This is a genomic window from Bradyrhizobium sp. JR3.5, assembly GCF_054057015.1.
In genome coordinates this window covers 3,551,582-3,569,449 of sequence record NZ_JBSRYV010000002.1, presented here as the reverse complement: position 1 = coordinate 3,569,449, position 17,868 = coordinate 3,551,582, and the positions used below count along the sequence as shown (strand labels likewise).

Here is a 17,868-nt window from a genome sequence, read left to right as displayed (position 1 = left end):
GTTGCTGTGTTTAAGGCTTCTGTCGCCCGCCTCCGGACGTTGGAACGAGATCCCTGAAGTAGCTCGTCGTTCGCGAGAGCAGGGATGACGACACGGCCTGACGGCTCTCGTCAGCCAGAAACGCTTCGATCAGGTCGGCGGTTTCCTTTGGCCGCGTCACCATGAACAGGTGTCCGTCGTCGATCAGGCGCAGCTCGGCGTTCGGGATCAGGCTCGCCATGATCTGACCGTTGACCGGAGGAACCAGCGGATCGTCACTGCCCATCAGGATCAGCGTCGGCTGCGGCAGCGACCACAGCCAGGGCAGACTGGTCCAGCCGGTCATCGCGAGCAGCTGATAGAAGTAGCCCATGCTGCGCGCGCCGTGCATCGCGGCCGCATGCCGGCCGATCAATGACGGATCGTCGCGAAACGCCCCGCCATAGATCTCGGCGGCGATCGTTTTCATGTAGCCCTTGTCGGTGTAGCGGCGCGGCGTCGCCATCTTCCACAGCACCGACGGGCTTGCCGGCACCATGGTGAAACCGGGCGCGGTCGCGGCGAGCACCAGGCGGCGACAGCGCTTTGGAAACTGATGCGCGAATTGCTGCGCGATGCCGCCGCCCCAGGACACGCCGGCGACATCGACCTCGGCATAGCCCAGCTCGGCAACGAGCCCGGCGGCGAGCCGCGCCAGGGTCGACGGACGATACGGCCATGCCGGCCTTGGCGATCCGCCGATGCCGGGCACGTCGAAGATGATGGCGGTGCCGGTCAGCGCATCGAGGAACGGCTTCGCCAGCTCCCAATTGGCGCCGATCCCGTTGAACAACAGTAATGGCGGCCCGCTACCGTCGCCGTGCCTGATCGCGGCCTGAAGCAGCTGGCCGTCGATCGTGATCTGCCGCGTCTCGATCGTGCCACGCTGCGCAGCCGCCGACGGCCCGGCCTCGTCAGCGCTGGTGAGATCGTCAGTCAAAGACGTAGGTCCCCGGTGCCGCGCCAAGGGATGGATAGCGCGCGCTGCCGAGCGAGGCGGGCGCCGCCACCTCGTCGCCCCGAACGCGCCTGCAGCCAGTCGCGCCAGTCGAGCCACCAGCTGCCCTTGCGCTTCTCCGCCGAGGCCATGAACGCATCGGGCTTGTCCGTGGAGATCGGCCCGATCATGAAGGACGCCTTCGGATTGCTCGGCGGATTGAGCAGGCTCTGCAGGTGCCCGCTGTTCGACAGCACGAAGGTAGTGCCCTCGCCCATGATCTGGGCGGTCTTGTAGACGCCCTTCCACGGCGTGATGTGGTCGGTCACCCCTGCGACGACATAGCTGTCGGCCTTGACCTTGCTCATGTCGATGGTCTTGTCGTTGAGCGTCAGCTTGCCGGCGTTGACGAACGGGTTGGAGAAATAGAGATCCAGATAGTCGCCGTGCAGCGCCGCCGGCAGGCGGGTCGTGTCGGCGTTCCAATAGAGAATGTCGAACGCCGGCGGCTGGTTGCCGAGCAGGTAGTTGTTGACCCAGTAGTTCCAGATCAGGTCGTTGGGCCGCATCCAGGCGAACATCCGCGCCAGGTCGTGGCCATCGACGATGCCGCGCAGCTGCGACGTCGCCTTGGCCACGCGCATGGTCTCCGGCGTCATCAGGCAGCCGAACGTGCTCTCCTCGGCCGAGTTGGGATCGAGCAGGCAGACCGCCAGCACCAAATTCTTGATCTTCTTTTCAGTGGCGCTGCCGAGCGTCGCGAAATAGGCCGTCGAGGTGATGCCGCCGGAGCAGGATCCCATCATCGAGATGTCCGCGCTGCCGGAAATCTCGCGCGCCGCGTCGACCGCCTCGTCGAGCGCCGCGACATAGGTGTCGAGCCCCCAGTCGCGATGCGCCGCGGTCGGGTTGCGCCAGCTCACGGCAAAGACCTGGAAGCCGCTCTCCAGCAGGAAGCGAACCATGCTCTTGTCCGGCGACAGGTCGAGCGCGTAGTACTTGTTGATCTGCGGCGGCGTGATCAAAAGCGGCCGCTTCCTGACCGTCGGCGTCGTCGGGGTGTACTGGATCAACTCGATCAGCTCGTTGCGGAAGATCACTGCTCCCGGCGTGGTCGCGAGGTTCTCCCCGACCTTGAACGCGCTCATATCCACCATCGACGGCATGCCGCGATTCTGCGTCAGATCACCGATGTAGTTCTTCAGGCCGCTCCACAGGCTCTGCCCGCCGGTGTCGATGAACTTGCGGACCGCCGCCGGGTTGGTGAGCATCGTGTTGGTCGGCGCGACCGCATCGATCAGGATATCCGTAATCAGATGCGCGCGCTGCTTGTCGATGTTGCTGAGGCTGGTCTTGTCGACCAGGCCGTTGACCGCCTCGCCCCACGCCAGATAGGCCTTGAGCAGGCCGGAGTGCAGCGAGCTCTCCTTCCAGGTCGGATCGGCAAACCGCTTGTCGCCGGCCTTCGGTGCGCGCTCGGATTTGCCGGCGGCGATCGAGCCGAGCTCGCCGACGAACGACAGCCACTGCTCGGTCGCGACCTTCGGCTCGTTGATGACCGCCTTGAACAGGATGCCGGCGCCCTCGACGAGGTCCTGCCCCTGGATGCCGACCAGCGGATTGAGCGCCAGCGTATTCCTGGACGCCGCCTCGGACATGTCAGACGCCGAGGACTCCGGACTGCGATTTTCCGTGCTCATTGCTTTGCTCCCGCCGCGGGGATCAGAAGGGCCAGCGTCTCGGCGATCAGTGCCGGCTTCTCGGAACCTTCGACCTCCAGCGTGTTCAGGGTTTTCATGATCACTTGGCCGCCGTCCCTCGGCTCAACGCCGGACAGCACGACCCTCAGCCGCACCCGCGCGCCTGATGGCACCGGCGCCAGGAAGCGCACCTTGTCGACCCCGTAGTTCAACCCGGCGGCGGCATCGCGCGGGATGATGCCGACCTGCATCGCCAGCGGCGCCACCATCGCGAGCGTCAGATAGCCATGCGCTATCGGACCGCGGAACGGACTCTCCCGCTTCGCGCGTTCGACATCGACGTGAATCCACTGGTGATCGCCGGTGCAGGACGCAAACGCGTCGATGCGTTGCTGATCGATCGTGACCCAATCGGAGAGCCCGAGCTCCTTTCCGAGGTGTTCGCCCAGGCCGGCAAGTGTGAGGTTGCTCATGACATCGTCCTCCACGATCTTTTCTCGACTGCACCGGAGCCGTCACATGTCGCCGTACAGCTCGCGCAGCTCCTTCTTGTTGATCTTGCCGACACTGGTCTTTGGAATGCTGTCGATGAACAAGATCTTGCCGGGGATGCCGTATTTCGAGATCACGCCCTTGTCGGCGAACAGCTTGAGATGATCCTTGATGGCGTCGTCGCTGAGGCCGTCCGTACCGGACGGTTTCTTGACCACGAGCGCGAGCGGCCGCTCGCCCCATTTCTCGTCCTTGACGCCGATCACCGCGGCCTCGGCCACGCCGGCGCATTGCGAGATCAGATCCTCGATCTGCAGCGAGGAGACCCATTCGCCACCGGTCTTGATCACATCCTTGATCCGGTCGGTGATCTGGACGTAGCCGCCCGGGCTGACCACGGCGATATCGCTGGTGTGCAGATAGCCGCCTTCCCAGAGCTGCTCCGAGCCCTCAGGATTGTTGAAGTAGCCCTGGGTGAGCCAGGGCGCCCGCAGCACGATCTCGCCGGGCGACTTGCCGTCATGCGGCACGTCCTTCATGTCGGGATCGACGATGCGCAAATCGACCAGCGGGCCGGCCATGCCGGCGCGGGTGCGGAATTCGACCTCGCCGTCAGGATCGCCGCTGAGATCCCTGGATTGGACATGGGAGACCGCGGCAAGCGGGCCGGTCTCCGACATGCCGTAACCCGCGAAGATGTCGATGCCGGCCTCCATCGCCTGCTTGGCCAGCGCCTTCGGCAACGCCGAGCCGCCGATCACCATCTTGAGGCCCTGGAGATCGACCTTGGCCGCAGCGGCGGCGTTGAGCAGCATCTGCAGGATGGTCGGCACGCCGTGGGTGAAGGTGACGCCTTCGCTCTTGATCAGCTTGACCAGCATCGCCGGCACCTCGTAGCGGCCGGGGTAGACCTGCTTGGTGCCGGCCAGCGTCGCCGACCACGGAAAGCCCCAGGCGTGAACGTGGAACATCGGCGTGATCGGCATGTAGACGTCGTCGCGCGAGAAGCGCCCCTGCGACCCGGCCATGCCGAACAGTGCGAGACCGGCGATCGTGTGCAGCACGAGCTGGCGGTGGCTGTAATAGACGCCCTTCGGCAGACCGGTGGTGCCGGTCGTGTAGAAGGTGGTGGCCTGGGTATTCTCGTCGAAATCGGGAAAGTCGTAATCCGGCGAGGCCGCCGCGAGCAGGCCCTCATACTCGCCGATAAAGGACAGGCTGCCGGTCTGCGGCGACGGCTTGTCCGACATCACGATCATCCGCTTGACCTTGGGCAGCTGCGCCTTGATGCCTTCAAGCAATCCGACGAACTCTTCATTGACCAGCAGCGTCGATGCGCCGGCATGATCGATCGTATAGGCGATCTGCTCCGGTGACAGGCGGACGTTCACCGTCTGCAGCACAGCGCCCATCATCGGGATCGCGAAGAAGGCTTCGAGGAAACGATGGCTGTCCCATTCGAGCACGCCGACGGTGTCGCCGGGCTCGACGCCGGCCTTGCTGAGCGCCGAGGCGAGACGGCCGATCCGCTCTCGGGTCTGTCGATAGGTCTGGCGCTTGAGATCTCGATAGACGATCTCCTGGTCCGGCGCCTGGACGCTCGGCGTGTGCCAAAGCTGCTTGAAGATGAGCGGATAGTGATAGGCGGATTGGGCAGTCTGAATCAGCCTTCCAACCATGGAAGCCTCCCTCGACCTGGCATGTCCTCCGACCGTTGCGTCCGCAGTTCTAAGCGAGCGGATCGTGTGGTCTGCCGTGCTGCATCACGACGGTCTGACCGTGTGACATTAGGACGAAGCCTCGCGTGACGCCCGAGATTTGTGAAGGTCCGAAACGGACATCGGCGGGGTCTCAACCGGACAAGTTGCTCTCGTCAATGGCGATGGTCTTGCTGCTGCGCAGCAAGGGAGGCCCATTGATGAGTCTTGGGTTTTGGCGCGAACCGGCTATGTTCCAAGGGCTCGCGAACGGAAATCCACTCGGGCCAGGTTTGCGGCGCACTGCTTTCCGACCGAAGGAAAGGCTGGTTCACTTTGCAACCAACCACGCGACTGAAGAGGCCTGTGGGCTCCCGCAACGATGTCCTGACCGTCGGCACCGGCGACAAGGTCTATGAGACGACCAAGCTTGGCGCCGTCTTCGACATGCTGGCCGGCGCCGGCGTCCCGGCCGACGCCATCCTGCGCGACACCCGCGTTCCGCTGGCCGATGTCCACTCACCGCAGGCGCGGATTTCGCTCACGCAGCTGATGACGGTTTGTCAAAACGCGCTGAGCCTGTCGACCGACCGTCACCTGCCCTATCGCATCGGCGCATCGATCCACATCTCGACCTACGGAATGTACGGCTATGCGCTGCTGTGCTGCCCGGACTTTCGCAAGGCAATGGAATTCGCGATGCGCTACCACGCGCTCGCCGCGCCGCTTGCGACGATCGAATTCAGCGAGGACAAGGCCCATGCGAGATGGACCATCGAACCCAATCTGCACGCACTTGCCGATTCCACGCTGTACCGGTTCGTCGCCGAGATGCAGATCGGCATCCACATTTCGCTGATGCGCGACATCATGGGACCAAGCTTCGCTCCCTTTGAAATCACGCTCGCCTATCCGCAGGCACAGGATTTCGATCTTCCGCTCGATCATGTCGGGTGCCCGGTGCGCTTCGATCAGCCGGCCAACCAGATCGTCTTCAGGGCGCAGTTGCTGGACCGGAGAGCCGATCTCGGCAACAAGACGACGTACCCGACCATCGTCGCCCTCTGCGACGCCTTGCTCGGAGACTTGAGATTGCGGACCGGCGTGGCCGGAAAAATCCGCGCCATCCTGCTTCGCGACATCGCCAATCCCCCGACTTTCGAGGCGATCGCCAAGCTGCTCGGCGTGAACGACGCGGTCGTTGCGCCGCCAGCTTCGTCAGCAGGGCTTTTCCTTCCGGGGGCTGCACGACGAGCTGCGGACCCAGATTGCGCTGAAATATCTCCGCAGCACGACGCTGGCCAATGACGACATCGCATTGGCGCTCGGCTTCAGCGATGCAGCAAACTTCAGGCGTGCGTTTCACCGCTGGACCAACAAGGCCCCGAGCGATATCCGCGGCGAATGATTGCGGGCCGCGATCGCTCACCGCCTCGCTTGCAAGGACGTCGGCGCTGGAGCGTTTTCGAGCGAAGTGGAGACCGGTTCGCGTGAAGAAAACGCGTCAAACAAGAATCTAGAGCCCGCTCCGCTCCGATCCGAGCGGAAAAGGCTCTAGTAAGCGTAGGACGTCTTGCCCGGCTGCACGGTCAGCCGAAAGGCGACGTCGGTCGAACCGTCCATCAGCTCGATCAACTGGTCACACACCAGGCATCGAAACTCGCCGGCGATGCCGCCCTTCGACGTCAATTCGATCCGGCGATAGCCGGCCTGGCAATGGGGGCACGTCACGTCAGATTTTCGCATGGAATCAGCAAACCGTTGCTCTCTCTATTTTCCATATGCCCATCGTCAGAAATGTGACGGCGTCACGATCTGTGCGAAACAGACGGTGTCTTCGCTGACGTTATCGATGACTGTAAACGGGTGCTGGCGGGCGGTAGGGAAACGCCGAGACCCCGAAGTTGCGGCCATATTGCTGCTGCACCGCCGGGACGTTGACCACGCCCACCTTGAGGTCCTGCGATTTCGCGTCGATCGGCGGCGTGTTGGTGACGGGCGGATTGACCTGATCGACCTGCTTCTTCAACCGCTCGTTGATGCAGCCAAGCGAGGCCGCATCGCCGCAGCGCTCGGCCGGCGCGCCGGCGCCGCCACCTCTTGCCGCAGCCCGGCCGGTGCCGCCACTGGCGTCGCGGTTAAGGTTGAGCGCCGGCGGCGGTGTGCCGACGACAATTTCCGGCAGCGGCGTGTGTTGTGCTGCGCCTGCGCCTGCATCGCCGACAATCCGGCAACGGCGACCGCCAACATGATCACTTTCATCGGTACTGCTCCTTGCAGAACCAGACTTGTTTCAAACGATAGGAAGCCAAGGGCAGATATCAAGCGAGGATATCAAGGTAACGATATGAATGCGGGCGGCGCGGCCTTGCTATTTCCCTCCCCGGGCCTGGATCACAAGCGCATTGAGCCGCGTGTTGAGCGCGACGAGATCGACGCGGCCGATGCGTCCGCCGCCGCCGAGACATTTACGGCCACATCCGCCGCCACCGCCACGGCCCGGTTCGCCGAAGGTCGCGACCGGTACGGTGCCGGTCACCCGAAAGCCGCGGGCAAACAGCCGGGCGCGCACCGCCACGCAATAATTCACCGACAGATAGGAGAAGCGGGTCTCGCCATGACCTGCGCGGTACTTCATGACCGCGGTACACAGGTCGCCGCCGGCAAGGCGCCATGCCTGCGCAAGATACATGACGCCGAAGTGAATGTTGTTTTCGGGAATCGCGAGTTCGGCAAGCGAGCCGGAAAAACCGAGCATGCGCGCGGTCGACGGCAGCAGCTGCATCAGCCCGATTTCGCCGACACCGCCGATCACGTCGGGATTGTAGCCGCTCTCCACGCCCATCACCGCCTCGGCGATCTCGGGCGCGAGCCCGCTTCCCGTCGCCTCCTTCTCGATCAGCGCGCGATAGCGCATGCGCGCGTCCGACACCGTGGGCTGGCCCACGGGCGGAGGCGGGATTGTCTTCCCGCCGGCGTCCTTCGCCGCATCTTTGGCCGGCGCGGCCGGCTTCGTCGTCGCCTCGGCCGGCGGCTTTGCCGTCGCGTCAGCTGAAGGGTCTGCCGACTCGACGGCGGCAAAGCGCGTGCTGAATGACGACGCCGGCGTCTCTCCCTCGGCATGGGCGGGCTGAACAAGACAAAGCGCGAGCACAAGACCGCCGGCTGCGATGCGGCTGCCCCGGTGACGAGCAGGATCAAGCAGCTTCCGCCATCGGCTGAGGCTGCCCGCCTTCATCGTTGAGGCACCGTCATTCATCGGTCGCTTACGGCCCTGATCGTCGCGTGTCCGCATGATCTACTGGATCGTGGGAACAGCCCCCGCTTCCGCGGCGTGCTCATGCGCCGGCTGCTGGGCCGGCGCACTCGGCTGCGGGGCAGCCGCCGCGGCATTGCGGGCGACGATCTTCGGCAGCTCCTCGCGCAGATAGGCGATCAGCTCCTGAACCAGCCGGTCCCAGACCTCGATCTGCGCCCGCACAAAGTTCGGCGCCACGCCGCCGGCGACGGAGACATCGAGGCAGAACATCAGGAACGGCTGGCTGAACTGCAGCCGCCCGAATCGCCGCGTCGTGTTCCAGCGATTGACGAGGTCGAGCGGCAGCTCGCCCTGCACCTGAAGCGTGGTGACCAGCGTGGCGTCGACAAAACTCTGCTCCTCGCCGACGAGCTGGTTTCCTGGACGGATCTCGAAGCCAAGCCCCGCCGTCGCCGAGCGCAGATAGGTCGTGTTGGCGACCGGATCGGTCAGCGTTTCGACGCGATAGCCGACATTCTGGAAGCTGTCGCGCAATCCGTCGATGGTGAGCTTGGTGATGATCTCGGACATCTCTATCTCCGTATTACTTTTTCGACGCGTCGAGCAGGCTCGACAGTGCAAGCTCGTTGAGGACGGGCGGATGCTGCTTCAGCAGCTCGGCGAGATAGGCCCGCCGCATCATGTTCGACCGCTCGGAGCGGATCTGCAGCACCAGCTGGTCGCGCACTTCCGGCAAGGTGCGGGTATAGGACGCCTTGGTGTCGAGCAGCTTGATGATGTGCCAGCCGTCGTCGAGCTTGATCGGCTCGGACACGCTGTTCTTGGCGAGCCCCATCACCTGGTTGCGGATCTCCGGACGGATCTGGCTCTCGGCAACCCAGCCGAGGTCGCCGGCATCCTTGGCGGCGTTGTTGTCGCCGCGCGCGATCGCCGCGAAGTCGGCTCCCGGCGCCTTCAGCTTGCGCTGCACGTCGTCGAGCTCCTGCTTCGCCTTGTCCTCGGCGGCCTTGTCGCCCTCCTTCGGAGCGGCGACGAAGATCTGCGCGAGCTGGAATTGCCGCGGCATCAGGAATGCGGCGCGATTGGCCTCGTAGACCTTCTGCAAATCGTCCTCGCTCGGGAAATTGGCCGGCGGCGTCGACACCGATTGCATGTAGAGCTCGACCACCGCGCCCTCGCGTGCCCGGTCGAGCTGCGCGGCGACGGCAGGTTGCTGATCCCACTTCTTCGCCACCGCCTCCTGCAGCACGAGGCGGTTCGCGAGCAGCAGCCGGACCGCCTGGCTGAGCATGGCCGGATCCTTGGCCAGCGCAGCCTGCTCGCGCGGCGCGAGGGCTGCGACATAGCTCCGGAGATCATCGGCCGAGATGTTGGTCTCGCCGACCCGCGCGATGACATTCTCGGGCGCGGCGGGCTTCGGCGCAGCCGCGACCGGCGCGGGCGTGGCGGCAGCTTGCGCCTGTGCCGCACGCTGTGGCTGCGGCTTCCTGACCGGAGCCTGCACGGCGCGCGGCGCGGGAGCCTGGGTCTGGGCCTGCGTCTGCGCCGAGACATCGAGCGGCGCAACGAAAGCTGCGACGGCGGCGGCGAGACCGATCGACCGAAGCGGCTTCACAATAAGGGCGGTCGTCATGGATTCACCTTCTGATCGAGAAACTTGTCCTGGCTTTCCTGCAGCTGATTCTGGATTTCGACGCGGCGCTGCTGAATCATCGGCTCGCGCGAGACCACGATCTCGCCGATGGTCAGATCCTTGTAGCGCTGCACCATCTCCTGGCCGGCCTTGATCAGCTGGGTGTTCTTGGCGACGCAGCTCTTGGTGCTGGCCTTGTAGGCGGTGGCCTCGCCTTCGAACTTGGCCCGCTCGGCGTCCTTGGTGCGGGCGACCGTGGCAGCTTCTTCGTAAGCCGACTTCCACTTCTCCAGCGTCTCATCGCGTTCGGCGAGCCGTTGATTGAACTCGTCGACGGCGTCGCGATGCTCCTTGTCGGCTTTCTTCAGCTGCGCCTTGAGGTCGTCGACCTCCTTCTTGGCCGCCGCCTTCTCGCGATCGGCGTCGGCGACCTTGGCCTGCAACGCCGTGCGCTGGTCTTCCAGCGCACGGGTCTGCGCCGTCGCGCTGCGCAGGGCGTCGCGCAGGCGGTCGGTCTCGGACTGGGCGAATGCGGTGCCGGAGCTCAATGCTCCGATCACCATCATCAGGACGAAGAGTGCGATGCGCATGGTCAGAACTTGGCGTTGAGGTCGACTTGCAGGACGTCGACGGCATAGGGGCTGCCGGCGATGCTGTTGGCGCTCATCCAGCGCAAGGTCGCCCAGACATTCTCGCCGAGACCGATATTGCCGCCGACGAAATAGCCCTTGAGATTGGTGCCGCCGAGGCCGAAGTCGGAATCCGCGAAGGCATCGATGGTGGCGTCGGATTCCAGGTATTTGTAGCCGGCGTGGACGTTCCAATCCCAGAGATGCTTGATCTCCCTGTTGCCGACGGTGACGCGGCCGAGCCAACCCTGATTGCCGCCGTTGAACGCGCCGGGCGTGGTGCCGCCATCCGGGCTCGGCCCGCGGTTGTTCATCAGCACCCCGTAGGTTGCCGCGGCCGCGTTCATGAAGGAGCGGCTGAACGCGGTGTTGTAGACATACTCGCCGTCGAGCACGATGTGGGTCGGATGGAATTGTCCGAGATCGAGCTGTCCGCTGACAACGACCGGCCGATATTGGCTGACCAATCCGAAATATTCGAACTGGTTGATCGTGCCGCCATTGTTACCGGTGCCCGGTGGATCGACGATGATGTTACGCAGCGGGAAATAGGTATTGCCCTTCTGCGCGAACGACGGCCGGGTCAGGTCGGTGTCGCAGACGTCAGATGCGGACGAGACGCTGCAGGGGCTCGAGAACTGGCCCTGAACATTGTCGAAGTCGTAGAAGGCAACGCACCGAACCGGAATGAGTATTCCGGGCTGAACCGGGCATTGAAGCCAACCTGGCCTCCGAACAGCCACTTGTCGTGGCTGGCAAACTTGCTCGGCGGCGAGTTCAGGTTGCTCGGATCGGCCGGTAGATTGCTGCCGGCATTGAAATCGGTGTTGTAGATCGGGAACGCACCGCCCACCGCAAACGGCGTGAAGCCTTCCCAAACCTCGTGCTTGGCCTGAACGGCAAAACCGTCGAAGCCGAGCTCCTTGTACCAGACCAGATCGGTCGGCGACCAGAATGGATTGTCGATGCGACCCGCCGAGATCCTCAGATCGTCGCCCCAAGATTGCCAGTTGATGTAGCCGCGATCGAGCCAGACGCCATACTTCGAGAAGTTGCCGCCACCACCGCCAAGGGTCTGGTTGGTCGACACCGGCGAGCTGTTCTCGCCGGTGGCAATGCGCAGGCCAGCAGTGAACCCGTACAGCAGGTCGGCTTCCATGCCGAGCCGGCCGCGGAAGCGGAACTGGTTGCGATCCTGCGTGGCGTCGTAGGTCGGACCAAACGCAGTGCTCGAAATGTCATATGGCGACCCGGTATTGATCGCGTTGTAGTTGGCCGCGCCGGCCTGGTCGTTGCCGGTCGGGAAATAGGCACCCTGATAGCGAACGCGCGCATCGCCGTAGAAGCGGATGCGTTGCGCCCATTCCGGGTAGGTTCCGGGCGACGCCCAGTTTTCTTTCTGCGCCTTGGCCATCACCTCCTGCTTAATCTCTTCCCGTAACTGTCTTTTGACGACTTCGGGAACGTAGGTGACGTGCCGCGTGCCGGGCGGTTGTGCCGCCGCGGCGGCGGCGGTTGCCGCCTTGGTGGCGTCGTCGGCCTTGGTCGTGGCGTCCTTGGCGGCCTGGCGGGAGACATAGGCCTCGTCCTCGGCTTGCTTGATCAGCGCCTGGGCCTGCTCCTCCTTGAGGACGCCCTGCTGCACCAGCAGGTTGACGAGATTGACGGTGGCATTTGACGATGTCGGCTTGGTGCTCGACACCTTTGGCTTCTTTGCGTCAGTCCGCTTTGCCGCGGCGGCGGGACCCTGCTCGACGGCCTGGTCCGCGGTCTGGCCCACGGCCGGCGTTGCGCAGGCGAGCGCGCTCAGCGACACCGCAAGCGGCAACGCGCGCCATTCTGCGTGAGCTCATTTCTTAAACATCAGTCCCCCAGTTCTCACTCGCACATTGAATTTCGAAGGTTGGTCGTTCGTCAGTCGGTCTCGTCAGCTCGGCCGTCGCGCGGTGACGCGCGTGACCACCGGCATCGGCATGTCCTTGGGTGGCGGCTCGCGCAGCGTCAGGCTGCCGATCACCTCGTTGCGAAGCGCCGCATCGATCTCCGGATTGCCGGAGGACGGCGTCAGGACGACGCGGGTGACGTGGCCGGAGCCATCAACCCACAGCCGCACCTGGATCTGCGTCGCCATGTTGCGGGTCTTCGGATTGGCGCGGATCGCCGCCTCGACCTGCGAGGTGATGATCGTGGTGTACCAACCCCAGCGGCTGCCACCGCCGCCGCCTCCGCCATACGGGTTGCCGCCGGGCTTGCCGCCGAGATTGAACAGATCGCCGGGTCCTGTCGGCTTGGCATCGAGCGACAGCGGACCGGGCGGCTCGTCGTTCTTGGCATCCTTGGCCGGCTCGTCCTTCGGCTTGTCGACCGGCTTCTCTTCCTTGAACTCGGGCTCCGCCATCTTGGGCTGCTCGATCATCTTCTGCTCGGGCTGCGGCTGTGGCGGCGGAGGCGGAGGTGGCGGCGGCAGCGTCACATTGACGATGGTGAGATCCCGCACCTGACGCGGCGGCGGCAGATCGTCGTGACCGAGAAAGAAATAGACGATGCCGCCAAGGAACAGCGCGACCACCGCCACCACCGCGCCGTAGCGCAGCAGCGCACTGCGCTCGCCCTTCCGGGCAGCCGTCGGCAGCGCCGCGGCTGTTGCGGGCGCGACGGCAACATCGTGATCGTCGGCTGGCGGCGCGGCACGCGCGTTCTCCCGCATCGGCGCGTTCATGGCGCGGCCTCCACCGAGGCGCGGTCGAGCAGCCTGTCATTGACGTATTGCATGACGAAGCTGGCAAGCGCGTCGAAGTCCATGGTCTTCAGGATGACCTTGGTGTCGGGGCCTGCTTCGATCGCTGCGTGAAAGGTCTCAACATCGCTCAGATAGTCGACATAGGCGGTCGCGTCGATCGAGAGGCGGGTCCACGGGCATCGCGAGATCGTCAGCCACAGCGGATTGTCGGCAGGCTCGCGGCCGGCGACGCGCCGGCGCAACAGATCAGCGAGCTTGACCAGCAAGGCCTCGCCATGAACGGGAAATGCCACCACCTCGCCGCGCGGCTCTTCGCGCCCAACCGGGGCGACCGGCAACACGGGGAGCTCCGCGCCAATACCGGCGCGGATCGACACCTGCGAAACGGGCTCGGCGCGCGTGACGTCCGCGGCACCGCAGCCGTGATCGAATGATCGCATCATGCCGCTCAGCCACGACCGCAGCGTCCTGCGCTCGGTCAGCGGGAAAGGTGATGGCTGCGTGATCATGGCGTCGCTTCCCGACTGGCTCACTTCACGAGCGGCTTGGTGGCGAGCCCGACCTGGCTCAGGCCGATACGGCTGAGCAGATCGAACACATCCATCACGCTCTGGTACTGGGCCTGCGCATCGCCGCGCAGCACCACCGGAAATTCCGGCGTCAGCGCCTTCTGTTGGATCAGCCGCTGCTCGAGCTCGGCCAGGGTCACCGGTATGGTGTCGAGGAAGATCTTGCCGTCATTGGCGACCGTGATCGCCTTGGTGGTCTGAGTCGCAAGGCTCGGCGCCGCCGAGGCTTTCGGCAGATTGACCTTCTGGCCCTGCACGGTCGCCGTCGTCATGATGATGAAGATCACCAGCAGCACGTAGGCGAGGTCCAGCATCGGCGTGATGTTGATGTCGTCATAGGGCTTGGAGTCGGCCTGGATCTGCATGGCCGTTACTCCGCAGCGATACGGTGTTCGATCGGGTCCGGCCGGTCGGCGGAATAGAATTCCGCCATCTTGGTCACGAACTCGTCGACGAAGACCTGAATATCGTTGGTCAGGTCCTTGATCCGGGAGATCAGGTAGTTGTAGCCGAACAGCGCCGGGATCGCGACGCCGAGACCGGCGACGGTTGCGACCAGCGCCGCAGCGATGCCGGGCGCGATCGCGTTGACGTTGACGTCGCCGCTCGCCGCGATCGCCGCGAAGGTGATCATGACGCCGACCACGGTACCGAGCAGGCCGAGGAACGGTCCGCCGGAGATCGCGATGGTCAGCACCACCATCAGGCGGTTGAGGCGCTGCATCTCCTTGACGACGCCGGAGTCAAGCGCCGCGCGGATCGCCGCGATCGAGACCGCCGACAGCACCGGAGCGCGCTGCGAGTTGCTGAAGCGGTGGCGGATTTCCGCGGCGCCGATGTGGTAGATGCGGTAGAGCGAGGACGAGCGCATCATCTTGGCGTCAGCCTCGGTGAGGCGTCCGCCTAGCGTCGAGATGTCGTCGGCATCGCCGCGATCCAGCATGGTGAGATCGGCCGCGATCTCGTGGAAGCCCTTCATGAACTGGGCATTCGCCTTGGCCTGCTTGCTGAGATACGAGGCTCTGTCGAACATCACCACCCAGCTGACCGCGGCCATGATCAAGAGAATGCCGATCACCACCCAGCCGTCGAGCGTCACCGACTTCAGGATCACCGCGAAGTAGCCGGACAGCCAGCTTGCAGTCTCCTCGTCGACGCTGAAGGCCATCAGCTTGGCCTGGTCGGGGCCCTGCCCGATCGCCATCACCTTGATGAGTCCGGCGGGCCGCGCGACCTTGCTGATCTGCAGCTCGTCGATGTCGCCGACGAAGCCGGCCATCGCGGCGGCTACAGGCGCCGGTGCCAGCGTTGTCGCTGCATCCGGCGTCGCCGCGGGCGCGGCGCCACCGTCCGCAGCCGACGCATCAGGGGGGGGCACTGATGGTGTTGCTGCGGACGGGGCCGTCGCAGGCGCGATCGGAGACGCACTGGAGGTCGACGAGTCTCCTCCGATCAGGCCAACGGTATTGAGGGCGGGCAGGCTCGCGCTGAGCGCGGCGTAAGATACGCCGTCGAGATAGAGCGTGACCTGACCGTTTCCGGCAACGACGGCGACATGATGCCAGCTGCCGGCCGCCACCGGCGCTCCGGCGCCCGAGCGCTGCACGGAACCCGCGTTGGTGACTTCGACAAACGGGCTGCCATTGTCGACACCGACCACCAGCGCGTTGGCGCCGTCACGCCGGCTGAACAGCGCGGCGTTGGGCTGCAAGGCGGCCGGCTTGATCCAGGCCGACCAGGTCAAGGCAGCACCATCCGGCGACGCGAGCGACGGCGAGGCCGGCACGGTTACCGGCGCACGGCCGTCGAGCCGCAAGCCGGTCCCGATCAGCGAACCGTCCGCCGGCTGGCCGACGCTTTGGGCGTTGTTGGGCCCATACCGAGGAATCGATCGACGGCGTACCGCGCTCGTTGAAGTGATAGACCGTCAGGGTATCCGGATCGTAAGTGCCCTTCGGATCGCTGGTCGCGAGCGCTTTCTTGTTGCCGTAATAGAGCCAGATATCGGTCCGCGCACCCGGCGCGATGTTCGGCACTGCGACCCAGACGAGGCCTTCGCCAAGCAGCGAATCGAACTTCTCGATGTGATGCTTCAGCGGCGTCTTGTCGTCACCGGCGACGAACCGCAGATCGCTGCCGTCGTCCTTCGCCGAGTTGAAGCGGAAGTTGCCGACATGCAGCCGCACCAGCACCGGCGCCCCGCCGATCGGATCGGTGACGTTGGCGCCCGACGCGCTGGCGTCGACCGTAATCTTCTTGCGCAGCGACCATTCGTCGTTCCACCACGCATTGGCCGGCGCGAGCGACGCCACCAGGGCGACGAACCCGAACAACAATGCGGTCGCGGCGTTCGCAATGCCTCGACGCAGCGCCGGCCGGCGCGTGCCCCGCTCGAGAGTAAGACCCATCCCCATCAGAATTCACCCCAGATTCGGAAGTTCACGCGCGGACTGTTTGCGTGCGTGTATTGTTGAGCGACCCCAGGCACCGAAAGCGCGACCATGCCGTTGAAATATTCGAAGGTCTTGAATCGCGTGCCGAGGCCGTAGCTCCATGCGACGAATGACGATTGCTGATCAGGCAGCGGCTGCTGGATCGACGCGTAACCGGCATCGAAGAACGTGAAGAAGCGCCAATCGTTGAAGGTGATGAAGCGCGGCTTGCCGTCGCCGGTTTCGCTCTTGAGTTCGCCTTGCAGCATGCCGCCGACATTGGGCGTGCGCAGCTCGAAATTGGCGACCGCGCCGTTGTCGCCGAGCACCTCGGACTCGAGGTAGCCTCGAACGGTATCGAGACCGCCGAGGCTGAACTGCTCGCTCGAGACCAGCGGGCCGTCGGCAATCTGGCCCTGCACCTTGCCGTAGAGCTGGAACCCTTCCGGCAGCTCCTGGGTATGCGAGACGTCGAGGTTGAGGTGGGTGAAGCTCGGCGAGGCCTTGAAGCGCTTCGCGTCGAACTCGTCCCACGGGCTGCTCAGCGTCCGAATGTTGTAGGTGACGCCGGCATTGAACTGCGTCGTGAACTTCTCTTCCTGGAACGTCGCCCCATAAGTCGCGACGACGGGATAGTAAGTGACAGGTGACGAGAACCCGTCGGTGCCGAGCTTCACGGTCTGGTCGAAATGCTTGTAATCCATGCCGACCGACAGCGTGTGGAACAGGCCCTCGCGCGTCGGCAGCGTGATCACGGCGCGCTCGCCGATGATCGTGCCGGGACCGACCACATTGGTGCCGCCAATCGTCGCGACATTGCTGTTCGACTTGACGCTGTAGAACAGCAGACTGAGCCAATCGGCGTTCGGTATCCGCGCCATGTACGAGCCGGAGAACACCTCGGCATCGCTCGGGCGCTCCGGCGCGACCTGATAGGTGAAGCTCAGGGAATGCCCGAGCTGCCACAGATTGTCGTAGTGCACGGTGGCGGAGACGCGGCTCGCCGTGGTGGACGGCGATTGCCGGTTGTTGGCTTCGACGCTGGCCTGGAACGGCGCCTTGTCCTCGACATTGAGATCGACGTCGACGGTGCCCGGCGCCACGCCGGCGCGCAGCGCCGGGGTCACGCGGCGATCCGGCCACTGGTTGAGCGACACGATGTCCTTGGTGACGTCACCGAAATTGGGAACGGTGCCCTCCTTCAGCGAAGGCGCGCTGTCCTTGATCCGATCGAGATCGAAATAACGCGAATTCTTCACCCGCAGGCGCCCGACCTTCAGCTCGGTCACCTTGAGGGTGACCACACCGCCGGTCACGTTCTGCTGCGGGACCGCGACGCTGACGGTCTGGAAGCCCTTGTCGTGATACGCCTTCTCCAGCGCGGCCCGCGCCTTCTCGACGTCCTCCGAGGTCTTGTTCGGACCGAGGAACGGATAGATCGCCTCCTCGATCTCGACCTGCGGCAGTCTATCGGCGCCCTGCACGGCGAAGTCGTCGATGTCGAAGCGCTGCAGCGGCGCCGACGGCTTTTGCGCCGGTGCATTCGCCTGCGCCGGCTGCTTGTCCGCCGCCGGCGCTGCGGCCGTAGCCGCATCTTTCGCTGCTTCCTTCGCCGCACGCGCCGGAACGATGGCTGCCACGGAGCCAACCACGGTGAGTGCCGCAGCCGACACCCGCAACCCGATCCGGCATCGCTGACGATGCCCGAAAACCCGGTGATCTCTTCGACTACGCACAGACGTCCCACTTACTTCGCGCAGAC

16 protein-coding genes and 2 pseudogenes are annotated in these 17,868 nt (G+C 64.7%); 2 read left to right on the top strand and 16 right to left on the bottom strand.

Annotated features, from left to right (window positions below; genetic code table 11):
- Nucleotides 1-10 precede the first annotated feature (10 nt).
- Genes phaZ through ACVWW1_RS33920 form a run of 4 tightly spaced genes read right to left on the bottom strand, consistent with a single transcriptional unit; the run spans nt 11 to nt 4,826 of the window.
- Nucleotides 11-958: a poly(3-hydroxyalkanoate) depolymerase gene (gene phaZ, locus ACVWW1_RS33935; protein ID WP_456658884.1), complete on the bottom strand. Its 948-nt coding sequence runs from the start codon at nt 956-958 to the stop codon at nt 11-13.
- On the bottom strand, nt 955-2,655 hold the full coding sequence (locus tag ACVWW1_RS33930) for an alpha/beta fold hydrolase (protein ID WP_456658883.1): 1,701 nt from the start codon (nt 2,653-2,655) through the stop codon (nt 955-957). The genes phaZ and ACVWW1_RS33930 overlap by 4 nt, the downstream gene beginning before the upstream one ends.
- Nucleotides 2,652-3,128 carry a MaoC family dehydratase gene (locus tag ACVWW1_RS33925; RefSeq protein ID WP_456658882.1) on the bottom strand — a complete coding sequence of 159 codons (477 nt, stop codon included), beginning with the start codon at nt 3,126-3,128 and terminating at the stop codon, nt 2,652-2,654. The genes ACVWW1_RS33930 and ACVWW1_RS33925 overlap by 4 nt, the downstream gene beginning before the upstream one ends.
- A 42-nt stretch (nt 3,129-3,170) precedes the next feature.
- On the bottom strand, nt 3,171-4,826 hold the full coding sequence (locus ACVWW1_RS33920) for a fatty acid--CoA ligase (RefSeq protein WP_456658881.1): 1,656 nt from the start codon (nt 4,824-4,826) through the stop codon (nt 3,171-3,173).
- Between the two features lie 384 nt (nt 4,827-5,210).
- Here ACVWW1_RS33920 and ACVWW1_RS33915 point away from each other — a divergent pair, with 384 nt between their 5' ends.
- Both ACVWW1_RS33915 and ACVWW1_RS33910 read left to right on the top strand, forming a co-directional pair.
- Nucleotides 5,211-6,152, top strand: coding sequence for an AraC family transcriptional regulator (locus ACVWW1_RS33915; protein WP_456658880.1), 942 nt, complete (start codon nt 5,211-5,213; stop codon nt 6,150-6,152).
- The gene (locus ACVWW1_RS33910; protein ID WP_456660739.1) at nt 6,088-6,252 is read left to right on the top strand and encodes a helix-turn-helix domain-containing protein; all 165 of its coding nucleotides are present in this window, start codon (nt 6,088-6,090) and stop codon (nt 6,250-6,252) included. Before ACVWW1_RS33915 ends, ACVWW1_RS33910 begins: the two co-directional genes overlap by 65 nt.
- A 146-nt stretch (nt 6,253-6,398) precedes the next feature.
- Here ACVWW1_RS33910 and ACVWW1_RS33905 read toward each other — a convergent pair whose 3' ends face one another.
- The 12 genes and pseudogenes from ACVWW1_RS33905 to ACVWW1_RS33850 all read right to left on the bottom strand — a co-directional run bounded on the left by ACVWW1_RS33905 (nt 6,399) and on the right by ACVWW1_RS33850 (nt 17,746).
- The gene (locus ACVWW1_RS33905; protein WP_050406106.1) at nt 6,399-6,590 is read right to left on the bottom strand and encodes an MJ0042-type zinc finger domain-containing protein; all 192 of its coding nucleotides are present in this window, start codon (nt 6,588-6,590) and stop codon (nt 6,399-6,401) included.
- A gap of 100 nt (nt 6,591-6,690) precedes the next feature.
- The gene (locus ACVWW1_RS33900) at nt 6,691-6,873 is read right to left on the bottom strand and encodes a hypothetical protein (protein ID WP_210285514.1); all 183 of its coding nucleotides are present in this window, start codon (nt 6,871-6,873) and stop codon (nt 6,691-6,693) included.
- Between the two features lie 342 nt (nt 6,874-7,215).
- The gene (locus ACVWW1_RS33895) at nt 7,216-7,998 is read right to left on the bottom strand and encodes a lytic transglycosylase domain-containing protein (RefSeq protein WP_456660738.1); all 783 of its coding nucleotides are present in this window, start codon (nt 7,996-7,998) and stop codon (nt 7,216-7,218) included.
- A 144-nt stretch (nt 7,999-8,142) separates the two neighbouring features.
- Entirely contained in the window at nt 8,143-8,673 is a 531-nt protein-coding gene (locus ACVWW1_RS33890; RefSeq protein ID WP_456658879.1) for a YbjN domain-containing protein, read from the bottom strand.
- 13 nt (nt 8,674-8,686) lie between these two features.
- On the bottom strand, nt 8,687-9,736 hold the full coding sequence (locus tag ACVWW1_RS33885) for a peptidylprolyl isomerase (RefSeq protein ID WP_456658878.1): 1,050 nt from the start codon (nt 9,734-9,736) through the stop codon (nt 8,687-8,689).
- Nucleotides 9,733-10,326: a hypothetical protein gene (locus ACVWW1_RS33880; RefSeq protein WP_456658877.1), complete on the bottom strand. Its 594-nt coding sequence runs from the start codon at nt 10,324-10,326 to the stop codon at nt 9,733-9,735. The genes ACVWW1_RS33885 and ACVWW1_RS33880 overlap by 4 nt, the downstream gene beginning before the upstream one ends.
- Nucleotides 10,327-10,328: 2 nt before the next feature.
- Nucleotides 10,329-12,193 (bottom strand): annotated as a pseudogene (locus ACVWW1_RS33875) (putative porin).
- A 99-nt stretch (nt 12,194-12,292) separates the two neighbouring features.
- Nucleotides 12,293-13,084 carry a TonB C-terminal domain-containing protein gene (locus tag ACVWW1_RS33870; RefSeq protein ID WP_456658876.1) on the bottom strand — a complete coding sequence of 264 codons (792 nt, stop codon included), beginning with the start codon at nt 13,082-13,084 and terminating at the stop codon, nt 12,293-12,295.
- Nucleotides 13,081-13,614: a hypothetical protein gene (locus tag ACVWW1_RS33865; protein ID WP_456658875.1), complete on the bottom strand. Its 534-nt coding sequence runs from the start codon at nt 13,612-13,614 to the stop codon at nt 13,081-13,083. Before ACVWW1_RS33865 ends, ACVWW1_RS33870 begins: the two co-directional genes overlap by 4 nt.
- A 20-nt stretch (nt 13,615-13,634) precedes the next feature.
- Nucleotides 13,635-14,039, bottom strand: coding sequence for an ExbD/TolR family protein (locus ACVWW1_RS33860; RefSeq protein ID WP_092122695.1), 405 nt, complete (start codon nt 14,037-14,039; stop codon nt 13,635-13,637).
- 5 nt (nt 14,040-14,044) lie between these two features.
- A pseudogene (locus ACVWW1_RS33855) lies at nt 14,045-16,088 on the bottom strand (DUF2341 domain-containing protein).
- Nucleotides 16,088-17,746, bottom strand: coding sequence for a ShlB/FhaC/HecB family hemolysin secretion/activation protein (locus tag ACVWW1_RS33850; protein WP_456658874.1), 1,659 nt, complete (start codon nt 17,744-17,746; stop codon nt 16,088-16,090). The pseudogene ACVWW1_RS33855 and the gene ACVWW1_RS33850 overlap by 1 nt, the downstream one beginning before the upstream one ends.
- Nucleotides 17,747-17,868 lie beyond the last annotated feature (122 nt).

Excerpts from the sequence above, each read along its gene's own strand:
- ACVWW1_RS33930 (WP_456658883.1), bottom strand. The coding sequence starts at position 2,655 with ATGAGCACGGAAAATCGCAGTCCGGAGTCCTCGGCGTCTGACATGTCC.
- ACVWW1_RS33925 (WP_456658882.1), bottom strand. The coding sequence starts at position 3,128 with ATGAGCAACCTCACACTTGCCGGCCTGGGCGAACACCTCGGAAAGGAG.
- ACVWW1_RS33920 (WP_456658881.1), bottom strand. The coding sequence starts at position 4,826 with ATGGTTGGAAGGCTGATTCAGACTGCCCAATCCGCCTATCACTATCCG.
- ACVWW1_RS33905 (WP_050406106.1), bottom strand. The coding sequence starts at position 6,590 with ATGCGAAAATCTGACGTGACGTGCCCCCATTGCCAGGCCGGCTATCGC.
- ACVWW1_RS33890 (WP_456658879.1), bottom strand. The coding sequence starts at position 8,673 with ATGTCCGAGATCATCACCAAGCTCACCATCGACGGATTGCGCGACAGC.
- ACVWW1_RS33885 (WP_456658878.1), bottom strand. The coding sequence starts at position 9,736 with ATGACGACCGCCCTTATTGTGAAGCCGCTTCGGTCGATCGGTCTCGCC.
- ACVWW1_RS33880 (WP_456658877.1), bottom strand. The coding sequence starts at position 10,326 with ATGCGCATCGCACTCTTCGTCCTGATGATGGTGATCGGAGCATTGAGC.
- ACVWW1_RS33870 (WP_456658876.1), bottom strand. The coding sequence starts at position 13,084 with ATGAACGCGCCGATGCGGGAGAACGCGCGTGCCGCGCCGCCAGCCGAC.
- ACVWW1_RS33865 (WP_456658875.1), bottom strand. The coding sequence starts at position 13,614 with ATGATCACGCAGCCATCACCTTTCCCGCTGACCGAGCGCAGGACGCTG.
- ACVWW1_RS33860 (WP_092122695.1), bottom strand. The coding sequence starts at position 14,039 with ATGCAGATCCAGGCCGACTCCAAGCCCTATGACGACATCAACATCACG.